Source organism: Hydrogenophaga sp. RAC07 (genome assembly GCF_001713375.1).
Lineage (GTDB): Bacteria > Pseudomonadota > Gammaproteobacteria > Burkholderiales > Burkholderiaceae_C > Hydrogenophaga.
Genome location: NZ_CP016449.1, coordinates 4234868 through 4254425 on the forward strand (window position 1 = coordinate 4234868; position 19558 = coordinate 4254425).

18 protein-coding genes are annotated in these 19558 nt (G+C 66.5%); 3 read left to right on the plus strand and 15 right to left on the minus strand.

Annotated features, from left to right (window positions below; translation table 11 throughout):
* Positions 1-20 precede the first annotated feature (20 nt).
* The 4 genes from BSY239_RS19760 to BSY239_RS19775 all read right to left on the minus strand — a co-directional run bounded on the left by BSY239_RS19760 (position 21) and on the right by BSY239_RS19775 (position 5014).
* Entirely contained in the window at positions 21-1889 is a 1869-nt protein-coding gene (locus BSY239_RS19760; protein ID WP_069048311.1) for a potassium transporter Kup, read from the minus strand.
* A gap of 132 nt (positions 1890-2021) precedes the next feature.
* Complete coding sequence (gene gshA, locus BSY239_RS19765) at positions 2022-3314, minus strand: glutamate--cysteine ligase (RefSeq protein WP_069048312.1); 1293 nt, start codon at positions 3312-3314, stop codon at positions 2022-2024.
* A gap of 118 nt (positions 3315-3432) precedes the next feature.
* Entirely contained in the window at positions 3433-3708 is a 276-nt protein-coding gene (locus tag BSY239_RS19770) for a DUF2277 domain-containing protein (protein WP_069048313.1), read from the minus strand.
* Positions 3709-3733: 25 nt separating this feature from the next.
* Positions 3734-5014 (minus strand): glutamate-5-semialdehyde dehydrogenase, encoded by a 1281-nt coding sequence (locus BSY239_RS19775; RefSeq protein WP_069048314.1) that lies wholly within the window; start codon positions 5012-5014, stop codon positions 3734-3736.
* A gap of 118 nt (positions 5015-5132) precedes the next feature.
* Here BSY239_RS19775 and BSY239_RS19780 point away from each other — a divergent pair, with 118 nt between their 5' ends.
* A complete protein-coding gene (locus BSY239_RS19780) occupies positions 5133-5447 on the plus strand; it encodes a flagellar basal body rod protein (RefSeq protein ID WP_069048315.1) in 315 nt (104 codons plus the stop codon).
* A gap of 33 nt (positions 5448-5480) precedes the next feature.
* Here BSY239_RS19780 and BSY239_RS19785 read toward each other — a convergent pair whose 3' ends face one another.
* On the minus strand, positions 5481-6380 hold the full coding sequence (locus BSY239_RS19785; RefSeq protein ID WP_069048316.1) for a class I SAM-dependent methyltransferase: 900 nt from the start codon (positions 6378-6380) through the stop codon (positions 5481-5483).
* Between the two features lie 128 nt (positions 6381-6508).
* Here BSY239_RS19785 and BSY239_RS19790 point away from each other — a divergent pair, with 128 nt between their 5' ends.
* A complete protein-coding gene (locus BSY239_RS19790; protein ID WP_172823134.1) occupies positions 6509-7213 on the plus strand; it encodes a winged helix-turn-helix transcriptional regulator in 705 nt (234 codons plus the stop codon).
* Positions 7214-7295: 82 nt separating this feature from the next.
* Here BSY239_RS19790 and BSY239_RS19795 read toward each other — a convergent pair whose 3' ends face one another.
* The 7 genes from BSY239_RS19795 to BSY239_RS19825 all read right to left on the minus strand — a co-directional run bounded on the left by BSY239_RS19795 (position 7296) and on the right by BSY239_RS19825 (position 13989).
* The gene (locus BSY239_RS19795) at positions 7296-7568 is read right to left on the minus strand and encodes a 2Fe-2S iron-sulfur cluster-binding protein (protein ID WP_083240086.1); all 273 of its coding nucleotides are present in this window, start codon (positions 7566-7568) and stop codon (positions 7296-7298) included.
* Positions 7569-7660: 92 nt separating this feature from the next.
* Positions 7661-9115, minus strand: a complete 1455-nt coding sequence (locus tag BSY239_RS19800; protein WP_069048317.1) for an aldehyde dehydrogenase — start codon at positions 9113-9115, stop codon at positions 7661-7663.
* 32 nt (positions 9116-9147) lie between these two features.
* A complete protein-coding gene (locus BSY239_RS19805) occupies positions 9148-9963 on the minus strand; it encodes an ABC transporter ATP-binding protein (protein ID WP_069048318.1) in 816 nt (271 codons plus the stop codon).
* Positions 9960-10760 carry an ABC transporter ATP-binding protein gene (locus tag BSY239_RS19810; protein ID WP_069048319.1) on the minus strand — a complete coding sequence of 267 codons (801 nt, stop codon included), beginning with the start codon at positions 10758-10760 and terminating at the stop codon, positions 9960-9962. The genes BSY239_RS19805 and BSY239_RS19810 overlap by 4 nt, the downstream gene beginning before the upstream one ends.
* Positions 10750-11778 carry a branched-chain amino acid ABC transporter permease gene (locus BSY239_RS19815; RefSeq protein ID WP_069048320.1) on the minus strand — a complete coding sequence of 343 codons (1029 nt, stop codon included), beginning with the start codon at positions 11776-11778 and terminating at the stop codon, positions 10750-10752. Before BSY239_RS19815 ends, BSY239_RS19810 begins: the two co-directional genes overlap by 11 nt.
* Entirely contained in the window at positions 11775-12677 is a 903-nt protein-coding gene (locus tag BSY239_RS19820) for a branched-chain amino acid ABC transporter permease (RefSeq protein ID WP_069048321.1), read from the minus strand. The genes BSY239_RS19815 and BSY239_RS19820 overlap by 4 nt, the downstream gene beginning before the upstream one ends.
* Before the next feature lie 112 nt (positions 12678-12789).
* Complete coding sequence (locus tag BSY239_RS19825) at positions 12790-13989, minus strand: amino acid ABC transporter substrate-binding protein (protein ID WP_069048322.1); 1200 nt, start codon at positions 13987-13989, stop codon at positions 12790-12792.
* 196 nt (positions 13990-14185) lie between these two features.
* On the opposite strand from BSY239_RS19825, the gene BSY239_RS19830 reads away from it, so the two are divergent.
* The gene (locus BSY239_RS19830; protein WP_069048323.1) at positions 14186-15145 is read left to right on the plus strand and encodes a helix-turn-helix domain-containing protein; all 960 of its coding nucleotides are present in this window, start codon (positions 14186-14188) and stop codon (positions 15143-15145) included.
* A 4-nt stretch (positions 15146-15149) separates the two neighbouring features.
* Here BSY239_RS19830 and holA read toward each other — a convergent pair whose 3' ends face one another.
* Genes holA through leuS form a run of 3 tightly spaced genes read right to left on the minus strand, consistent with a single transcriptional unit; the run spans position 15150 to position 19495 of the window.
* Positions 15150-16202, minus strand: coding sequence for a DNA polymerase III subunit delta (holA, locus tag BSY239_RS19835; protein ID WP_069048324.1), 1053 nt, complete (start codon positions 16200-16202; stop codon positions 15150-15152).
* A 7-nt stretch (positions 16203-16209) separates the two neighbouring features.
* On the minus strand, positions 16210-16752 hold the full coding sequence (locus BSY239_RS19840) for an LPS-assembly lipoprotein LptE (protein ID WP_069048325.1): 543 nt from the start codon (positions 16750-16752) through the stop codon (positions 16210-16212).
* A gap of 10 nt (positions 16753-16762) precedes the next feature.
* Positions 16763-19495, minus strand: a complete 2733-nt coding sequence (gene leuS / locus BSY239_RS19845) for a leucine--tRNA ligase (protein WP_069048326.1) — start codon at positions 19493-19495, stop codon at positions 16763-16765.
* Positions 19496-19558 lie beyond the last annotated feature (63 nt).

A 19558-nucleotide genomic window follows, 5' to 3' on the forward strand; every position in this document is an offset into this window, starting at 1 on the left:
AGCGTGGGGGCCCTTTTTCTCTAAATCTCTATCTTGGAGCCGAGCTCGATCACCGCGTTGCTCGGCAGGTGCAGGAACTCCGCCGCGGCGCTGGCGTTGTGGTGCATCTGCGCAAACAGCTTCTCGCGCCAGGGCGCCATGCCGCTGCCCAGCGTGGGCGTGACCACGTCGCGCGAGAGAAAGTAGCTGGTGGTCATGGTCTCCATCTCGCAGCCGTGCCCGCGCATGAGCTGCAACGCCTTGGGCACGTCGGGCTCGTCCTTGAAGCCGACGTTCAGCGTCACGGCCCAGCAGTTGTGGCCCAGCGGGTCGATCTGCAGGCGCTGCCCGGCGGCGATCCACGGCACCTCATGGCTGCGCACCGTCACAAACAGGTTCTGCTCGTGCAACACCTTGTTGTGCTTGAGGTTGTGCAGCATTGCGTTGGGCACGGTGCCGCGCTCGGCGGTGAGGAACACCGCGGTGCCGGCCACACGCACCGGCGGGCTCACGAACACCGCCTCCAGAAAACTCGGCAGGTCCAGCGCCTCAGCCTGCTGGGCTTCACCCATGAGGCCTCGGCCGCGCTTCCAGGTCATCATGAGCGTGAACACCAGACCGCCAATGAGCAGCGGGAACCAGCCGCCGGCGAACAGCTTGAGCAGGTTGGATGTGAAGAACGCGAGGTCGACCACGAAGAAGAAACCGGTGGCCGCCAGGCACAGCCACAGCGGGTACTTCCAGCCGTAGCGGATCACGTAGAACGTGAGCACGGTGGTGATCAGCATGTCCAGTGTGACGGCGATGCCGTAGGCCGCGGCCAGGTTGGTGGACGACTTGAACATGACCACCGCCAGCACGATGGCGGCAAACAGGCCCCAGTTGACGAAGGGCATGTAGATCTGGCCGGTGTCGTGTTCACTGGTGTGCTGCACCTGCAGGCGCGGCAGATAACCCAGCTGCATGGCCTGTTTGGTCACGCTGAAGGCGCCGGTGATGAGCGCCTGCGAGGCAATCACCGTGGCCATGGTGGCCAGCAGCACCAGCGGCAGCAGCAGCCAGTCGGGTGCCATGTTGAAGAACGGATTTTTCACCGCTTCGGGCCGCGCCAGCAGCAAGGCGCCCTGGCCAAAGTAGTTCAGCGTCAGGCAGGGCATGACCACCAGGAACCAGGCCAGGCGGATCGGCTTTTTGCCGAAGTGGCCGAGGTCGGCGTAGAGCGCCTCGGCTCCGGTGACGCACAGCACCACCGCGCCCAGGATGATGAAGGTGGTGCCCGGCTGCTGCCACATGAAGCGCAGCGCGTGGTGCGGGCTCAGCGCGGCCAGAATTTCGGGGTGGTCCACGATCTGCACCACGCCCAGCACCGCGATGGTGACAAACCACACCACGGTGATCGGGCCGAAGAACTTGCCGATGCCGCCGGTGCCGCGCTTCTGCACGGCGAACAAGGCAAACAGCACCACCAGCGTGATGGGCACCACGTACTGGCGGAAGGCGGGGGAGATGACCTCCAGGCCCTCCACCGCGGAAAGCACCGAGATGGCCGGGGTGATGACACCGTCGCCGTAAAACAGCGCGGTGCCGAAGATGCCGATGGCCAGCAGCGTCTGGCGCAACTCGGGCCGGTCTTTCACCGCGGTGGAGGCCAACGCCAGCATGGCGATGAGGCCACCCTCGCCGTGGTTGTCGGCCCGCAGGACCAGCACCACGTACTTCAGCGAGACGATGACGGTGAGCGTCCAGAACAGGATGGACAGCACGCCGTAGACGTTGGCGTGGGTGAACTCAACGTGGCCGGATCCGAAGACCTCCTTGACGGCGTACAGCACGCTGGTGCCGATGTCGCCGTAGACCACACCGATGGCGCCCAGGGTGAGCGCTGTGAGAGACGATTTGCTTGCTGACACAAAACAACCCCGGCCTTGCGGGCTCGGGGCAGGTTGTCTGGGGACCGCGATTTTGCGCCCGCCCGGTCCCCCGTGTCTGTGGGCCAGGGGCTCTAAAGCCGTGGCGCAGCGCTTATGTTGCGCTGCAGCAACTTACTCGTAGACCTCGGCGTCGGGGTCGGTGGCTTCGAGCTCGTAGCTGGCGGCCAGCATGGCCAGGCGGCCGATCACGCCGTACATGTAGAAGCGGTTGGGCACGCTCGCGCCGGGCTTCACGCCGGGCTGCGGCAGCTGCGCGCTCTGCTCGAACGCCAAAGGCACATAGCTGGAACCCGGGGCGTTGAGGTTCTCGTCCACCCCCCGATCGGCGTGCACGCGGTAAAACCCGCCCACCACGTAGCGGTCCATCATGTAGACCACGGGCTCGGCCACCGCGCTGTTGATGCGCTCGTTGGTCAGCACACCTTCCTGGATGATCACCTCGTGCACCGCCTGCCCCGACTGTGTGACGGCCATGTGGGCCTTGGTCTTGGCGGAGAGGTTGTCGATCTCGCGCGCATCGCGCACGGTGAGGATGCCCATGCCGCCGGTGCCGTTGTCGGCCTTGACCACCACGAACGGCTTCTCGTTGATGCCGTATTCCTTGTACTTGCGGCGGATCTTGCCCAGCAGCGCGTCGGTGTTGCTGCGCAGGCATTCAAGACCGGCGTCGGTGTTGAAGTCGACCTCGCCGCACTGGTTGAACATCGGGTTGATGAGCCAGTGGTCCATGCCCAGCAGCTTGCCGAAGCGTTTGGACACCTCTTCGTAGGCCTTGAAATGGTGGCTCTTGCGCCGCGTGGGCCAGCCACCGTGCAGCGGCGGCAGCAGGTACTGCTCGTGCAGGTCTTCCACGATGCCGGGCACGCCCGCGCTCAGGTCGTTGTTGAGCAGGATGGTGCAGGGGTCGAAGTTTTTCAGGCCCAGGCGCCGCTTGGTGCGGATCAGCGGTTCCAGCACCACCTTTTCGCCACCGGGCAGCTCGATGGTGGTGGGCACCTTGATGTCGTTGGACATCGAGCCCAGCCGCACGTTGAGGCCGGCCATGTAGAAGATGCGCTGCAGCTGGGCCAAGTTGCTCAGGTAAAAGGTGTCGCGCGTGTTCTCGGGGATCAGCAGCAGGTTCTTGGCCTCGGGGCAGATCTTCTCGATCGCCGCCATGGCCGCCTGCACCGCCAGCGGAATCATCTCGGGCGTGAGGTGGTTCCAGCCGCCGGGGTAGAGGTTGGTGTCCACCGGCGCGAGCTTGAAGCCGGCATTGCGAACGTCCACCGAGCTGTAAAACGGCGGCGTGTGCTCCATCCACTCCAGCCGGAACCAGCGCTCGATGACCGGCGTGGACTCGAGGATGCGCTGCTCAAGCTCGTTGATGGGGCCGGTCAGGGCGGTGACGAGGTGGGGGACCATAGGAAAAGGCCTGCGGCGGCAACGGGTGGGGGTAATCAGTGTAATGGGGCCGGATGGCACCCATTTCAAGCCAGGCCCGCGTGGTTGTCTGGCTTCTTTTGCGCAGGCCGGGGCCTCATCAGCGGGCAGTGCCGAAGCGCGCCGCCGTGCGGGCACGGGCCTTGGCCGCTTCCACCTCACGGTCGCGGGGCTCGGCGCTGGTGCGCAGCGACTGGATGAGTTCGCGGGCAGAGTCGGCCACCTGGGCCACCGCGCGATCAAACGCGGCTTCGTTGGCTTGTGACGGCACGTTGAAACCGCTGAGCTTGCGCACGAACTGCAGCGCGGCGTCGCGGATTTCCAGTTCCGTGGCGGGTGGCTCGAAGTTGAACAGGGTCTTGATGTTGCGGCACATGTTCACTCCCTCCGATGGGCCTTGATCAGCCCCGAACTTCACCCTCGCCCAACACCACGTACTTCAACGAAGTCAGGCCCTCCACCCCCACCGGCCCACGGGCGTGGAACTTGTCGGTGCTGATGCCGATTTCGGCGCCCAGACCGAATTCGAAACCGTCGGCGAAACGGGTGCTGGTGTTGACCATGACGCTGGCCGAATCCACTTCACGCAAAAACCGCTGGGCGTGCCTGTGGTCGGTGGTGAGGATGGCGTCGGTGTGGTGGCTGCTGTAGCGGTTGATGTGGGCAATGGCTTCGTCCACGCCCTCGACCAGCTTGATGCTGATGACCGGTGCCAGGTATTCCTCGGACCAGTCGGCTTCGGTCGCATCTTTCAGGTCGGCGTCTGGCACCGCCGAAAGGATCGCCTTGCTCTCGGGGCAGCAGCGCATCTCGACCCCTTTGGCGGCGTAGATGGCACCGATCTTCGGCAGGAAGCTGGCGGCCACGGCGCGCGCCACCAGCAGGCTCTCGGTGGCGTTGCAGGGGCTGAACTTCTGGGTCTTGGCGTTGTCCGCCACCGTCACCGCCATGGCCACGTCACACGGATCGTCCACGTAGGTGTGGCAATTGCCGTCCAGGTGCTTGATGACCGGCACCTTGGCCTCGGCGCTGATGCGCTCGATCAGGCCCTTGCCGCCGCGCGGAATGATCACGTCCACGTACTGCGGCATGGTGATGAGCTGGCCCACGGCGGCGCGGTCGGTGGTGGGCACGAGCTGCACTGCGTCGGCGGGCAGGCCGGCGTCCGTCAATGCGCGCTGCACCAGGTTGTTGAGCGCGCGGTTGGACTCGATGGCTTCCGAGCCACCGCGCAGGATGGCCGCGTTGCCGCTCTTGATGGAAAGCGACGCCGCCTCGATGGTCACGTTGGGGCGGCTTTCGTAGATCATGCCGAACACACCGATGGGCACGCGCATCTGCCCCACGCGGATGCCGCTGGGCATCTGCTTCAGGCCGGTGATGTCGCCAATGATCTCGGGCATGGCGGCCAGCTGCTCGCAGCCCTGGGCGCAGGTCTCGATGACCTTGGGCGTGAGCTTGAGTCGGTCCACCATGGGTTCGGCCAGGCCGGCGGCGCGCGCCCGTTCGAGGTCCTTGGCGTTGTCCCGCTGCAGGGCGTCCACGTTGGCGCGCAGCAGGGCGGCCAGGCCAAGCAGGGCCCGCTGCTTGGTGGCCGAGCTGGCCTTGGCCATGAGCGCCGAGGCCGCCTTGGCCTGCTGGCCCAGGGTGTGCATGAGTTCGGTGGTGTTGGTCGCGTTCATGGGCCCGATTTTCGCAGAGGGGCGGCGATTGTGTCGGCCAAGGGCTCAAGTTGCCGCGGCGGTGGCCGATAGGCTGGTTGAGATCCCCACCCATCCGCCCTCCAGCACCACGACCACCATGTCCATGTCCGTCACCGCCATCGGCCTGAGCGGCATGCGCGCCGCGCAGCTCAAGCTGGACTCGCACGCCCACAACGTGGCCAACGTGCAGACACCGGACTTCCGGCGCCAGGTCACGGTGCAGACGGCTCGGCCCGAGAGGGGCGGTGTGGACACACGGATCGGTCGGGAGGCCGACGTGTCAGCGCCCTTCGACCGACTGGCCGACGACCTGGTGGGCCAGCGCATGAGCCTCTACAGCTTCGCCGCCAACCTGCGCACCGTGCAGACGGAAGACCGCATGCTGGGAACGCTGCTGGACACGAAGGCCTGAGCCTCCGGTCGGCTGCATCAGCATGAGGCGCGGTCACCGCGTGCCCGCGCCCACCAGCATCTCGCACGGACCCACAAAACCCTCCGCCGGGGTCTCGAAGCGGTGCAAGGCTTCCTCGATTTCTCTCCACGTGTCGGTACGCTCGTCGTCGCTCAGACTGGCCATCATCTGGTGCAGCGCGCCGAAGGATTCCCGTTCGAACCGCACGCACTCGGTGGCCGTGGGCAGACGCACCGGGGAGTCAACCTTGCGCACCTCCACGTCGCGAAAACCCGCTTGCTCCAGCACTGTCGCCAGCACGCCTTCACCGCCCAAGGAAAAAGGCCCTGGTTGTCCAGGCAAGGGCGGTGGCAACTGCGCGCGGCGGCGGATGATGCCGACCGGCACGGCAAAGAAGGGATTGCGTTCGGCCGTGGAATACACCACCGCGGCGAAACGCCCGCCCGGCTTCAGTGCGTGGCGGATGCCGGCGAGCGCGCGCTGCTGGTCGGGAAAGTAGATCAGGCCGACGCGCGACACCGCGGCATCAAAGGAGCCACCGGGCAACAGATCGTGGCACTCACCATCGAGCTCACGGGTTTCCACGTTCGACAGGCCGGCCTGTTCGGCCGCCTGCCTCGCATGTCGAAGAATCGTCGGTGAAATGTCGGTGGCCAGCACATGACCCGTCGCGCCCACGCGGCGCGCGGCGACCAGGGTCTGTTCGCCCGCGCCGGCCGCCACGTCAAGCACGCGCGCGCCGGGGCCAACGGCCGCCATGTCCAGCATGGCCTCGGTCGCCGGGCCCAGCCAGCGGGCCAGCAAGGGCCCCCATCGATCCCAGGCTTCAGCGGCGTTTTCCCACTGCGCGCGCGTGGTCTGGCGAAACTTCTCGGCGTCGAAGACGGCTGGTGCAGCGGGTGCAGCGGGGGCGGAAACGAGGGCTTCGGTCATGGCAGTGCTCCTTGGACTTGACCGATGCGACATGCACGGTCGGTCGTCAAGGTATGCCGGGTGGCGGGTGCGCTCAAGTCCAGAATCTGGAGTAGGCGTTCTGCCGGCACACGACTAGACTGATCCGCATGATCGACTACATGCAGTTCTGTACCGTCGCCCGGGGTGCCGAGGTGTTGGGCGAACTGTGGACGCCGCTGGTCGTGCGCGAGCTGCTGTGCGGCAGCCATCGCTTCAACGACATCCACCGTGGCGTGCCGCGCATGTCGTCCACGCTGTTGACGCAGCGCCTGCGCAAACTGGAAGAGATCGGCGTCGTCGAGCGGCGGCGCGTCGAGAAGAACTGGGAATACCACCTCACCCCCGCGGGCGAGGAACTGCGACCGATCGTGGTGGGTCTGGGCCACTGGGGCGCGCGCTGGATCGGCAGCCGGCTGCGCCCCGAGCAACTCGACGCCGGTTTCCTCATGTGGGACATCCGCCGCTTCGCACGCATGGAAGAGTTCCCCGACGAAGGCCGCACGGTGGTCCATTTCCGGTTCAGCGACGGCCCCGCGACCGAGCGGCAGTGGTGGCTGGTGGTGGAACACCACGTGGCCGACCTGTGCCGGGACGACCCGGGCCACGACGTGAGCGTGCTGGTCGACTCGACGGTGCGCGCGCTCACCGAAATCTGGACCGGCGACAGCGCCCCGGAGCGTGAGATCCAGTCGGGCGACCTGACGGTGCAGGGAGCGGGGCGCAACGGCCAGCGGCTCTGGCGATGGCTGGGGCGCAGCATGTTCGCGCCCACGCGCGTGGCGCAGCCGGCGGTGAGCGATGGACGGGCGTAGCTCGAAGGCAAGCTGCTTGCGGTTGGAGCGCTGTGCCTTCTCTTCCTGGAGAGGGTGGTGAACGTCGTGTGTGGCCCGGTTTTCAGGCCCGGGCGATGACAACATCCGCGATGGGTCGCGCAACGCAGGGCAGGCAGTAGCCCTCCGTCTTTTCCTCTGCACTCAGGCCCGGCCAGGGAATGTCGTAACGCACTTGCCCCTGCAGCAAACGGGCCATGCACGTGCGACAGGTACCGTTGCGACAGGACACCGGCCATGCCATGCCCGCGCGCGCCAGGGCAGCGAACAAGCTGGTCTCGCTGTCGGCCTCGGCGTCAGCCACCTCGCCATCAATCCGGACACGGAAGGTTTTCATGTGTGCTGGCGATGGTATGTCGTGGACACGCCATGAACAAAGGCCCTGGAAGCACCGCCTCCAGGGCCTTCGCACAGCTTCTCCTCCAGCAATCAGAACGGGTAGTGCCGCGGCGTCGTCTGCAGCGTGATCCAGCGCAGCTCGGTGAACTCGGCAATGCCGGCCTTGCCGCCGAAGCGGCCGATGCCCGAACCCTTCACGCCGCCAAACGGCATCTGCGCTTCGTCGTGCACGGTCGGGCCGTTCACGTGGCAGATGCCGCTGTCGATCTTGCGCGCCACGTTGAAGGCACGTGCGATGTCGCCGCCGAACACCGCGGCACTCAGGCCGTACTCGTTGTCGTTCGCGCAGGCAATGGCCTCTTCCACACCGTTCACGCGCACCACGCATTTCACCGGGCCGAAGGTTTCTTCGTGGTAGATGCGCATGGCCGGCGTCACATGGTCGAGCACGGTGGCGGGCATGAGCGTGGTGTCGGCCTTGCCGCCGCAGGCAAGCTTGGCGCCCTTGGCCAGTGCGTCGTCGATGAGTTCATTGCAGTGGTTGACCGTGCCCATGCCGATCACCGAGCCCAGCACCACCGGCTCGGGCTTGCGCGGGTCGCCCAGCGGCAGCGCCTTGGCCTTGTCGCTGAACTTCTTCACGAAGGCATCGGCAATCTTGCTGTCCACGATGATGCGTTCGGTGCTCATGCAGATCTGGCCGCTGTTGGCGAAGCTGCCGAAGGCGGCGGCGTTGACGGCGTCGTCCAGGTTGGCGTCGTCCAGGATCACCAGCGGCGCCTTGCCACCCAGCTCCAGCACCACCGGCTTGAGGTACTTGGCGCAGGTCATGGCGATGATCTTGCCGACCTTGGTGGAGCCGGTGAAGTTCACGCGGCGCACCGCCGGGTGGGCCACCATGGCTTCCACCACGGCACCGGCATCGGCCGGCGCGTTGGTGATGTAGTTCACCACGCCGGGCGGAAAGCCCGCGTCCTGGAACGCTTCGATGATGAGCTGGTGGGTGCGCGGGCAGTTCTCGCTGCCTTTCAGGATGACGGTGTTGCCGCACGCCAGCGGCACGCAGATGGCGCGCACGGCCAGGATGATGGGCGCGTTCCACGGCGCAATGCCGAGCACCACACCGGCGGGCTGGCGGATGCCCATGGCCAGCGATCCGGGCACGTCGGACGGGATCAGTTCTCCGCCCACCTGCGTGGTCAGCGAGGCGGCCTCGCGGATCATGCCGGCGGCCAGCATCACGTTGAAGCCACCCCACATGCCGGTGGCGCCGGTCTCGGCCGACACGGCTTCGATGAACGCGGGCGTCTTGGCTTCCAGCGCGTCGGCCGCTTTGAGCAGCAGGGCGCGGCGGGCGCTCGGGCCGGTTTCGCTCCAGGTCTTGAAGGCTTCGGCAGCGGCTTCCACCGCCATCACGGCGTCGGCCGGTGAAGCGGCGGGCGCGCGCGTGGCCACGCTGCCGTCGAGCGGGTTGCGGCGTTCGAAGGTGGCGCCTTTTTCAGCGGTGACCTTGAGGCCGTTGATGAGCATGGACATGTCGGACATGGGGTTCTCCTTGGGTACAGATGAAAAGCTGGTCAGGTGGTGGCCACGGCCTTGCGGCGCTGCACCGCATCGGACGCGCTGGTGGTGCCGGTGGCGGGGTCCTTGTCGGCGCCCAGATACGCCTCGCGGATGACGGTGGAGCGCGCAAGCAGCCTGGCCGGGCCGCTGGCCACCAGCGTGCCGCGCTCCATCACGTAGCCGCGGTCGGCAACAGTCAGCGCCTTCTTCACGTTCTGCTCCACCATCAGCACGGTGGTGCCGGCATCGGCAATGCGGCGCACGATCGTGAGCAGTTCGTCGACCATCTTGGGCGCCAGACCGAGCGAGGGTTCGTCAAGCATGAGCAGGCGCGGCGCGCACATCATGGCGCGCGCCACCGCCACCATCTGCTGCTCACCACCGCTCATGGTGCCGGCCAGTTGGGTGGCGCGCTCCTTGAGTTTGGGGAAGTCTTCAAAGGCTTGAACAAGGCGTTCGGAGCGTTGCGCCTTGGGCACCAGCCAGCCGCCGAGTTCAAGGTTCTCGGCCACGGTGAGCTGGGGAAACAGCTGGCGGCCCTCGGGCACCAGGGCCACACCGGCCTGCACGATCTCGTGTGTTTTTTCGGGCATCTCGGCGCCGTCAAGCAAGACCGAGCCGCCGCGTGGAATCAAGCCGTTGAGCGCCTTGAGCAGCGTGGTCTTGCCCGCACCGTTGGGGCCGAGCACCACGGTGAGACCGGGCTGGATGTCGAGCTTGATGTCGCGCAGCACCAGGAAGGCGCCGTAGCCGGCCGAGAGGCCGTCGACCTTGAGGCGCGCGCGCGCGCCGCCGCCAAGTTCGAAGGGGGTTGGGCGGTACCACATCATGCGATGGACTCCTCGGCGGCCGGTTCGTTCATCTCGTCGCCCAGGTAGGCCTCGATCACCTCGGGGTTGCGCACCACCTCGGCGGGCGTGCCGTCGGCGATCTTCTTGCCCTGGTGCAGCACGATCACGCGCTCCACATGGCGCAACAGTGTGGTCACGGCGTGTTCGATCCAGACCACGGTGAGATCGAGCTCGTCGCGCAGGCGGCGGATCAGGCGCGCCATCTCCTCCACCTCGTTTTCGGTCAGGCCGGCGGCCACCTCGTCGAGCAGCAGCATGCGCGGGCGCGTGGCCAGCGCCATGCCGATCTCCAGCAGGCGCTGCTGCGACGGCGTGATGGCCGCGGCCGGCAGGTCGGCCTGGGCGCTCAGGCCGATGAGGCCGAGGATGCTCTCGGGCGTGCGCAGCACCCAGGGCACGGTCGTCTCTTCGCCCCACCAGATGTACTTGCGTGGCCGCCGGCCGGCGAACTTGAGGCCGAAGGCGATGTTGTCGCGCACCAGCATGTCGGCGAAGGTGCGCGGCGTCTGGAAGGTGCGGGCGAGACCGTTGGCGGCAAAGCGGTGCGGACCTTTGCCGCTCAGCTCGCGCCCCTGCATCAGCAGCTTGCCGCTGGTGGCCTGGGTCACGCCCGAGATGGCGTTGAAGAAGGTGGTCTTGCCGGCGCCGTTGGGGCCGATGATGCCGACGAGTTCGCCCGGCATGAAGCGCGCACTCACCGCGTCGACCGCGGTGAGGCCGCCGAAGCGCACGGTGATGTCGCGGGCGTCGAGCAGGGGCTGGCGATCAGAAGACATCGCGGCGCTCCCTCAGGCTTTTCTCGAGTTGCTTGCGACGCTTGGTCTCACCGCTCAGGTCGTCGCGCGTTTCGATCCACCACGCCTTGGCGCCATCGCGCCAGCCGCGGAAGGTCTCGGCGCGCAGCGACGCCAGACCACCGGGCAGGTACAGCACCGAGAGGATGAGCAGCAAGCCCAGCGACATCATGTAGATCTGCGGCACCTGCAGGCGCAGGGTTTCGGCCAGCACGCTGAAGACGATGGCCGCGATGAGCGGGCCCCACAGCGTGGCCGCGCCGCCGATGAGTGCGATCAGCACGGTCTGGAAACCGATGAAGGGGTTGAACACGGTGTGCGGGTCGATGTAGGTCCAGCGCACCGACATGGCCGCACCCACCGCACCGGCCACGGCGGCGGTGAGCGCGAAGCCCGCCACCTTGACCCAGCGCGTGTTGACACCCAGCGTCTGGGCGCGCTGCTCGTCGGCCCCGATGCCGAGCATGGCCAGACCAAACCGCGTGCGCCGGATGGTGATGGACAGCGCCACCGTGATCACCGCGAGCGCGAGCACGGTGAGGTAGATGGTGTCGCGCTCGGGCACCACCATGAGCACGCGGCCCACGGTGCCGGTGACGCTCTTTTCGAAGTAGCTGATGGCGTGGCGGATGAGTTCGGTCATGCCGAAGGTGAGCACCGCGAAATAGGTGCCGCGAAGGTGCAGCACGGCCGCGCCCATGACCACGGCCACCGCTGCCGCGATCAGGGAGCCCATGGCGATGGCCTGCACCCACGACAACTGCTCCAGCAGGATGGCGCTGGTGTACGCCCCGATGCCGAAGAAGGCCGAGGTGGCCAGCGACAAATAGCGCGTGGTGCCGCAGAACAGCGCCCAGCTCGACGACAGCGCGATGTACATCAGGCAGGTGAGTGCCATGGACACGGCGAACTCGCTGGCGAAGCTGGGCAACGCCAAGGCCCAGCCGGTGAGGCCGAAGAGGACCAGCAGGTCGCGGATGAGGAATTGACGGGAGTTCATGACTTGCGGCTCTTTCTGGTGAAGAGTCCTTCAGGCCGCAGAAGCAGCACGCTGATAAAGACCACGTAGCTCAACAAGGCCTTGAGCGAGGGGTTGGTGAAGTGCATGCCCAGGGCTTCGATCACGCCGAGCAGCAGGCCACCAGCGAGCGCGCCGCCCATGCTGCCGAAGCCGCCCAGCGTGATGACGATGAGCGCGGTGATGGTGTACGGCTCGCCCATCGACGGAGAGATGGTGTACGACATCGAAATCAGACAACCGGCCACACCCGAGAGGCCCAGGCCGATGCCGAACATGAGCGGGTGCAGGCGCTGCGTGTTGATGCCCATGAGCTGCGCGCCGGTGGGCGACTGCATGAGCGCGCGCACGCCCTTGCCCAGCAGCGTGGTGCGCATCAGCACGATGAGCGCGCCCGAGAACAGCAGGGCCAGCGCGAACACCAGCAGCTTGTTGCCGGCGAACTGCGCGGTGCCGTCGGGCAGCGGCATCTGCACCGGCTCGGTGAGAAAGTCGTAACCGCGCAGGTCGCCGCCCCACATCCACGAAGCGAAGTTCTGCACCAGGAACATGAGGCCAAAGGCCACCATGAGCCCGCGCGCTTCAAAGATGTCGAGGTTGGGCGAGGTGACGGTGAGGCGGCGGAAACACAGGCGGTGGATCACCCAGCCCAGCACGAACAGCATGGCGAACGACACCGGCACCATGAAGAGCGGATTGAGCCCGAGCGAGGTCTGCGCCATCCACGTAAGGTACGCCCCCACCATGAGGAACTCGCCGTGCGCGATGTTGAGGATGCGCATCAGCCCGTACTGCAGGTTCAGCCCGAGCGCGACGAGCGCATAGATGCCACCGGTGATGAGACCGGAGGCGAGGAGTTCGAGCCAGGCGGAGAAAGACATGCGGGTGAAGGGGAGTTATCCGGGAGCGCGGCGGAACCGGCTTTGCCGGGCCGCACGCGCTGCCCCCTGGAGGGGGTGACGCGCCGCAGGCGCGGCGCGGGGGTGGTTCAAATCACTTCCAGGCGGGCTTGTTGGGGTTCAACGCTGCCGTTGCGACCGACTTCGGCCACACCACCTCGAACTCACCGTTCTGCCACTGACCCACCGTGCCCGGTGTGCCCACGTTTTCGCTGCCGTTGAACTTGACGTCGCCGATGATGGTTTTGTGGGTCGTGCCCGCCACGTAGTCGCGGATGGCCTTGCGGTCCAGGCCCTGGGCCTTCACCGCGTTGGTGAGGATTTCCAGGCCGGCCCAGCAGGCACCGCTGGCCCAGCGGTCGGGTTCCTTGCCGGCGAACTTCTTGGTGTGGGCGTCGAAGTAGGCCTTGGCGCCGGGGCTGGTCTTGCTGTTCCACGAACCCATGCCCAGCACGCCTTCGGCGCCCGCCGGGGTCATCACGTTGCGGTAGAGCTGGAAGGCCGTGCCCACCGAGGCGTAGAAAAACTTCGGGTTGAAGCCCACTTCCTTGGCCTGACGGCTGGCCAGGATGGTGTCGGGCGGGTAGGTGAAACCCACGAAGGCGTCGGGGTTCTTGTCCTTCATGGAGCGCAACACCGGCGAGAGGTCTTTCACGCCACCGGGGTAGCTCTTGTCTTCCACCATGGTGATGCCGCTGCCCTGCAGCGCCACCTTGAAGGCGGCGTAGTTCTCCAGGCCGAACAGGTCGTCCACGTAGATCAGTGCCACGGTCTTCACACCGTTCGCCTTGAGCATGTCGACCAGCGCGTTGGTCATGGGCGCGGGCTGCTGCAGCAACAGGAAGAAGTACGGCAGGCGCATCTCGACCAGGCGGCGCGACAGCGCGGTGGGCGCGAGGAACGGGTACTGGAAGCGGTTGGCCAGCGGGGCCACGGCGAAGTTGGCGTTGGAGCCCCAGGGCGGCAGCACCAGGTCGACCTTGTCGCTGCCCATGAGTTTTTCGTAGGTGCGCACGACGGTCTCGGTGTCGCTGCGGTCGTCGCTGCTGATGAGTTCGATCTGGCGCTTGACGCCCTTCACGTCGAGGCCACCCGCGGCGTTCTGCTGCTCGGCCCAGAGCAGGTAGTTGGGCTCCTGGCTCACCTGCGCGCCGCCCGTCCAGGGGCCGGTGCGCGACATCGAATACCCGATGCGCACCGGCGCGGACTGCGCCAGGAGCTGGGGAGCGAAGGACATGGCGCCCACCGCGGCGGCGGCGCTCTTGATGACCAGACGGCGATTGGCTTGAACCATGTTGTGTCTCCTGCGGGTGTGGGTTGGCTGAGAGCCGAATGGTAGGCACGACCGCCGTCGTGTGCTGTGCTGTGGGTGCACTACCTGCTTGACGGAACGTGCATGACGCCCCGGGAAAACCCTTGACCGGGCGGGAGACAGGGATGGGCAGCGCGGCCGATAATTTGGCTTCCTGACCACCGCCGGAGCCCCCACCATGACAGCCGCCTCCGTGATGAGCACCGACAGCGTCGAACCGATCGAGCGCGCCGCCATCTGGCGCGACTGGATCTGGACGCACTTCGGCGGGCTGGAATCCGACCTCTACGGAGACACCGGTTTTGATGGCCACATGAGCGCATCCACCGCCGGCGATGTGGTGCTCACCAAACTCGAAGCCAACCGCCACCGCGTGTTGAAAAGTCCGCAACTGGCGCGCGCCAACGACCGTGCCTACCTCAAGATCGTGGCGCCGTGGCAGGGCAGCGCAGCGGTGCAGCAGCAGGGCCGCGAGGCCTGGGTGCGGCCCGGCGGCTGGGCCATCTACGACACCACGGGCAGCTACGAAATCGCCAACCCCGAGCGCGTGGAACACCTGATCGTGATGCTGCCCAAGGAACAGCTGACCGAGCGTGGCATCAAACTGGAGCCATTGATGGCGCGCCATGTGGGCGGCGTGAGCGGCATCGCCCGCGTGGCGCTGGAGACCATGCGCAGCACCTACCAGGAGCTGCCGCAGATGAGCGAGACGGCGGCGCGGGGCGCGGGTGAGTTGATCGTGGAACTGGTGCGTTTGTCCTTGCAGGAACTCGCGGGCCGCGAGAGCAACGTGACCCAGCTCGAAGCCTTTCGCGACCGCATCCGCGAACACATCGGCCAGCACCTGCGCGACCCCTCACTCACGCTCGACCACATCGCGCAAGCGCTCAACTGCAGCAAGCGCCACCTGCACAACGCCTTCAGCGCCGAAGAGGACACGCCCGCGCACTACATCCAGCGCCAGCGCATCCAGGCCTGCATGCGGGAGCTGGGCCAGACCGGCGGCGCGCAACGCACCATCACCGACATCGCGTTCTCCTGGGGCTTCAACAACACGGCGCATTTCAGCCGGGTGTTTCGGGAGCACACGGGCGTGTCGCCCAGCGATTTTCGGGAAGCGGCCCAGCAGCGCGCCTGAGCCGTCAACGCAGGCTGCAGCCCAGCGTCACTTTCATCGCCATCTGCTGCAAGGCCTGCCAGGGATCGGCCGGCCAACCAGGTGACTTGAGGCCTTTGACGATGCCGTCCACCGTGTGCGCATCGTCCAGCCATTTCGTGAGGGTGGCCATGTTGAGCAGCGGCAGCGCGCGCTCCATGAGCTTCTCCTTCACGCCCCACACCCGGTTCTCGCGCAGCGCCATGGGCAGCGGGCGGCCGGCGTCCAGCGCGGTGCGCACGCGGTGCAAGGTGCGGATGTCTTCGGACAGCGCCCAGTGCACCAGCACCGGTGCTTCGCCCTCGGCCTGCAGGCCGTCGAGCATGCGCTGCACACGCACACTCTGCCCGCCCAGCACCGCCTCGGCCAGCTTGAACGCGTCATAACGCGCCACGTTGAGCACAGCCGATTCCACCTGCTCCAGCGACAACTCGCCCGTCGGGTGCAGCAGCGCGAGCTTCTGGATCTCCTGGTGCGCGGCGAGCAGGTTGCCCTCCACCCGGTCGGCAAAAAACTGCAGCGTGCGCTGCCCTTCTTCACCCGCCACCACGCGCTGGCCCTGTGTCTGCAGGCGCTGCGCGATCCACTGTGGCAAAGACTTGCGGTCCACCGCTTCCACGCGCACCACGGTGCCGAAGCTGTCGAGCGCGGCGAACCAGGCGCCCTTTTGCGTGGCCATGTCCAGACGGGGCAGGATCACCACCGTGACCGTGCTGTCGTTGTTCTCGGCGCTCTGTGCGATCTGCTGCAGTGCCTGCGAACCGTCCTTGCCGGGCTTGCCCGAGGGGATGCGGATCTCGATCAGCTGTTTGTCGGAAAACAGGCTCATGGAGCCGCCGCTGGCCAGCACCTCACCCCAGTCGAAGTGCGCGCCCGCGACGGTGTGCACCGTGCGCTCACCGCAGCCCTGCTCGCGCGCCACCACGCGAATCGCGTCGGCCGCTTCCTGGATCAGCAAGGGTTCGTCGCCGTGCAGCGTGTAGAGGCTTTTCAGGCCGCGTTGCAGCTGGGCGGCGAGCTGGTTGGCAACGATCTGCATGCAGCGCTCAGAGCGTCTTCACCGCGGCCAGGCGCCGCACCACCTGTTGCACGATGTCGCTGCGCATGTCGCGGTAGAGCAGCTGTTCTTCGGCGTCCTTGGCGAGCACCTGGGTTTCGTTGAAGCTGATGTCGCGCTCGAGCAGCAGCTCGGTGTCGTCGATCAGGATCTTGTCGGTGGGCGTGCGCAGGCGAAACACGAAGCGCGTGCGCAACTGCAGTTCACGCACCTGGCCGGCCGCCGTCTGGCCCACCACCACACGCTCGCGCTGGTCGGTGAGCACCGTGAGCACGGCTTGCCCCGTCTGGGCGCCGGGGCCGGTAGCGGGTGTGGTCGAGGTGAGCACACGGATCCCGTTGGCTTGCAGCGCCTCGCGCAGTTCGCGGCTCACCTGCGTGCCCTCCATGCCTTGCAGGCGCAGCGTGTCGAACGCGAAGGTCGGCGCCTTGCGCAGCGCAAAGCCGCAGCCCGAGAGGCCCAGCGCGGTCGCGCCCAGGGCCAGCTGCAGCCAGACGCGGCGGCGAGGATTCGTGGAGCGTTGGTTCGTCATGCAGGGGCTTTCAGATCACCACGTTGACCAGGCGGCCGGGCACGACCACCACTTTTTTCGGCGCGGCGCCGGCGGCCTGCTTGACGAAGGCCTCGTGGGCCAGCGCGGCCGCTTCAATGGCGGCCTTGTCGGCGTTCGCCGGCACCAGCACGCTGCCGCGCAACTTGCCGTTGATCTGCAGCACGAGTTCGATCTCGTCGCGCTGCAAGGCGGCTTCGTCCGGCTGGGGCCATGCGGCGTCGAGCAGCTCGCCCGCAAAGCCGAGCTCGGTCCAGAGCGTGTGCGCGATGTGCGGCGTGGCGGGGTAGATGCAGCGCAGCAGGATGCCGAAGCTCTCGGCCAGCGCGGCGTTGTCGCCGGCGGAGCCGTCGGGCTTGAAGTCTTCCAGCGCATTGAGCATCTTCATCGCGCCTGAGACCACGGTGTTGTATTGCATGCGCTGGTAGTCGTAGTCCACCTGCTTGAGCACGGTGTGCATTTCCAGCCGCAGCGCCTTGGCGCCTTTGGACAGCGACTGCTTCGAGACACCGGCCGCGAGTGCGCCCAGGCCACTGGTGGCCGAGAGCTTCAGACCGAAGGCCCAGACGCGGCGCAGGAAACGGTAGCTGCCCTCCACCGCCGCGTCGTTCCATTCCAGCGTGGCCTCGGGCGGCGCGGTGAACATGGTGTACAGGCGCGCGGTGTCGGCGCCGTACTTCTCGATCAGGTCTTGCGGATCGACACCGTTGTTCTTGGACTTGGACATGGTGCCCACGCCCTCGTAGTCGATGGGCGTGCCCACGGGCAGCATGCCGTCGCCGCTGGTGGCCGGGTTCTTGAGCTTCGCGCCCACGACCTTGCCGGTCTCGTCGAGCACGTTTTCCACGTCGTGCGGCCAGAAATAATCCTTGCCGCCCTTCTCGGTGCGCCGGCTGTAGAGGTGGTTGAGCACCATGCCCTGCGTGAGCAGGTGGGTGAAGGGCTCGTCCACCTTCACCAGGCCGAGGTCGCGCATCACCTTGGTCCAGAAACGCGCATACAGCAGGTGCAGGATCGCGTGTTCGATGCCGCCGATGTACTGGTCCATCGGCATCCAGTAGTCCGCGCCGTCGGCGACCATCTGCTCGCTGTTCTTCGGATCGCAGTAGCGCATGAAGTACCACGACGAATCCACGAAGGTGTCCATGGTGTCGGTCTCGCGGCGCGCGGGCTGACCGCACACCGGACACACCACGCCGGCGTGAAAACCTTCGTGCTTGTGCAGCGGGTTGCCCGAGCCGTCGGGGATGCAGTCCTGCGGCAGCACCACGGGCAGGTCCTTCTCGGGCACCGGCACCGCACCGTGTTCGGCGCAGTGGATGATGGGGATGGGCGTGCCCCAGTAGCGCTGGCGGCTCACGCCCCAGTCGCGCAGGCGCCAGGTGGTCTTCTTCTCGCCCAGGCCCTTGGCCGCGAGCTGGGCCGCCACGGCGTCCACGGCCTCTTTGTGCGTCATTCCGTCAAGATCACCCGATTTGACAGCCACAACCTTCTCTTTATCGGAGTACCACTCCTTCCATTGCTCTACGTCAAAGTAAAGAGATGGGTCTTCCTCGATCGGGTGCTGCGCCTTCAACGCTGCAGTCGAAACGACCGCGCGCTGCATCACCTGCTTGATTTCGATTCCGTACTTTTTCGCAAACGCAAAGTCGCGCTCGTCGTGCGCGGGCACGCCCATCACCGCGCCGTCGCCGTAGCTCATGAGCACGTAGTTGCCCACCCACACCGCCACGGCCTCGCCGGTCAGCGGGTGCGTCACGGTCAGGCCGGTGGCCATGCCCTTCTTTTCCTGCGTGGCGAGCTCGGCTTCGGTGGTGCCACCGGTCTTGCATTCCTCGATGAACGCGGCCAGCGCCGGGTTGGTTGATGCGGCGTGCGAGGCCAGCGGATGCTCGGGCGCCACGGCGCAGAAGGTCACGCCCATGATGGTGTCGGCGCGCGTGGTGAAGACGTACATCTTGCCGTCGCCAATCAGCGCGCCATCGCTGCCCTGGATGGTGTGCGGGAACGCGAAGCGAACGCCCTCGCTCTTGCCGATCCAGTTCTCCTGCATCAGCCGCACCTTGTCGGGCCAGCCGTTCAGCGTGGCCTTGGGGTTGCCGATCTGCACGTGGTCGAGCAGCTCTTCCGCGTACGACGTGATGTTGAGGTAGTAGCCCGGGATCTCGCGCTTCTCGACCACCGCGCCGGTGCGCCAGCCCTTGCCGTCGATCACCTGTTCGTTGGCCAGCACAGTCATGTCCACCGGATCCCAGTTCACCACCTGGGTCTTGCGGTAGGCAACGCCTTTCTCCAGCATCTTCAAGAACAGCCACTGGTTCCACTTGTAGTAGCTCGGGTCGCAGGTGGCCACTTCGCGCGACCAGTCGATGGCCAGGCCCATGGCCTGCATCTGCTGCTTCATGTACGCGATGTTCTCAAACGTCCACTTGGCCGGTGGCACGCCATTTTTCAGCGCTGCGTTTTCCGCCGGCAAACCAAACGCGTCCCAGCCCATGGGCATCAACACGTTGAAGCCCTTCATGCGCAGATGGCGCGCGAGCATGTCGTTGATGGTGTAGTTGCGCACGTGGCCCATGTGCAACTTGCCGCTGGGGTAAGGCAGCATGGAGCAGGCATAGAACTTCGGCTTGCCCGCGTCTTCCGTCACACGGTAGGCGTCGGTGGCGTTCCAGTGGGCGTGCGCGGCGCGCTCGACTTCCTTGTGGGCGTATTTTTCTTGCATGAACCAGGGTCCGGACCAGCCGGCGACGGTGAGGGGAGAAGCTGCGCGCGGTGGCGCGGGGAG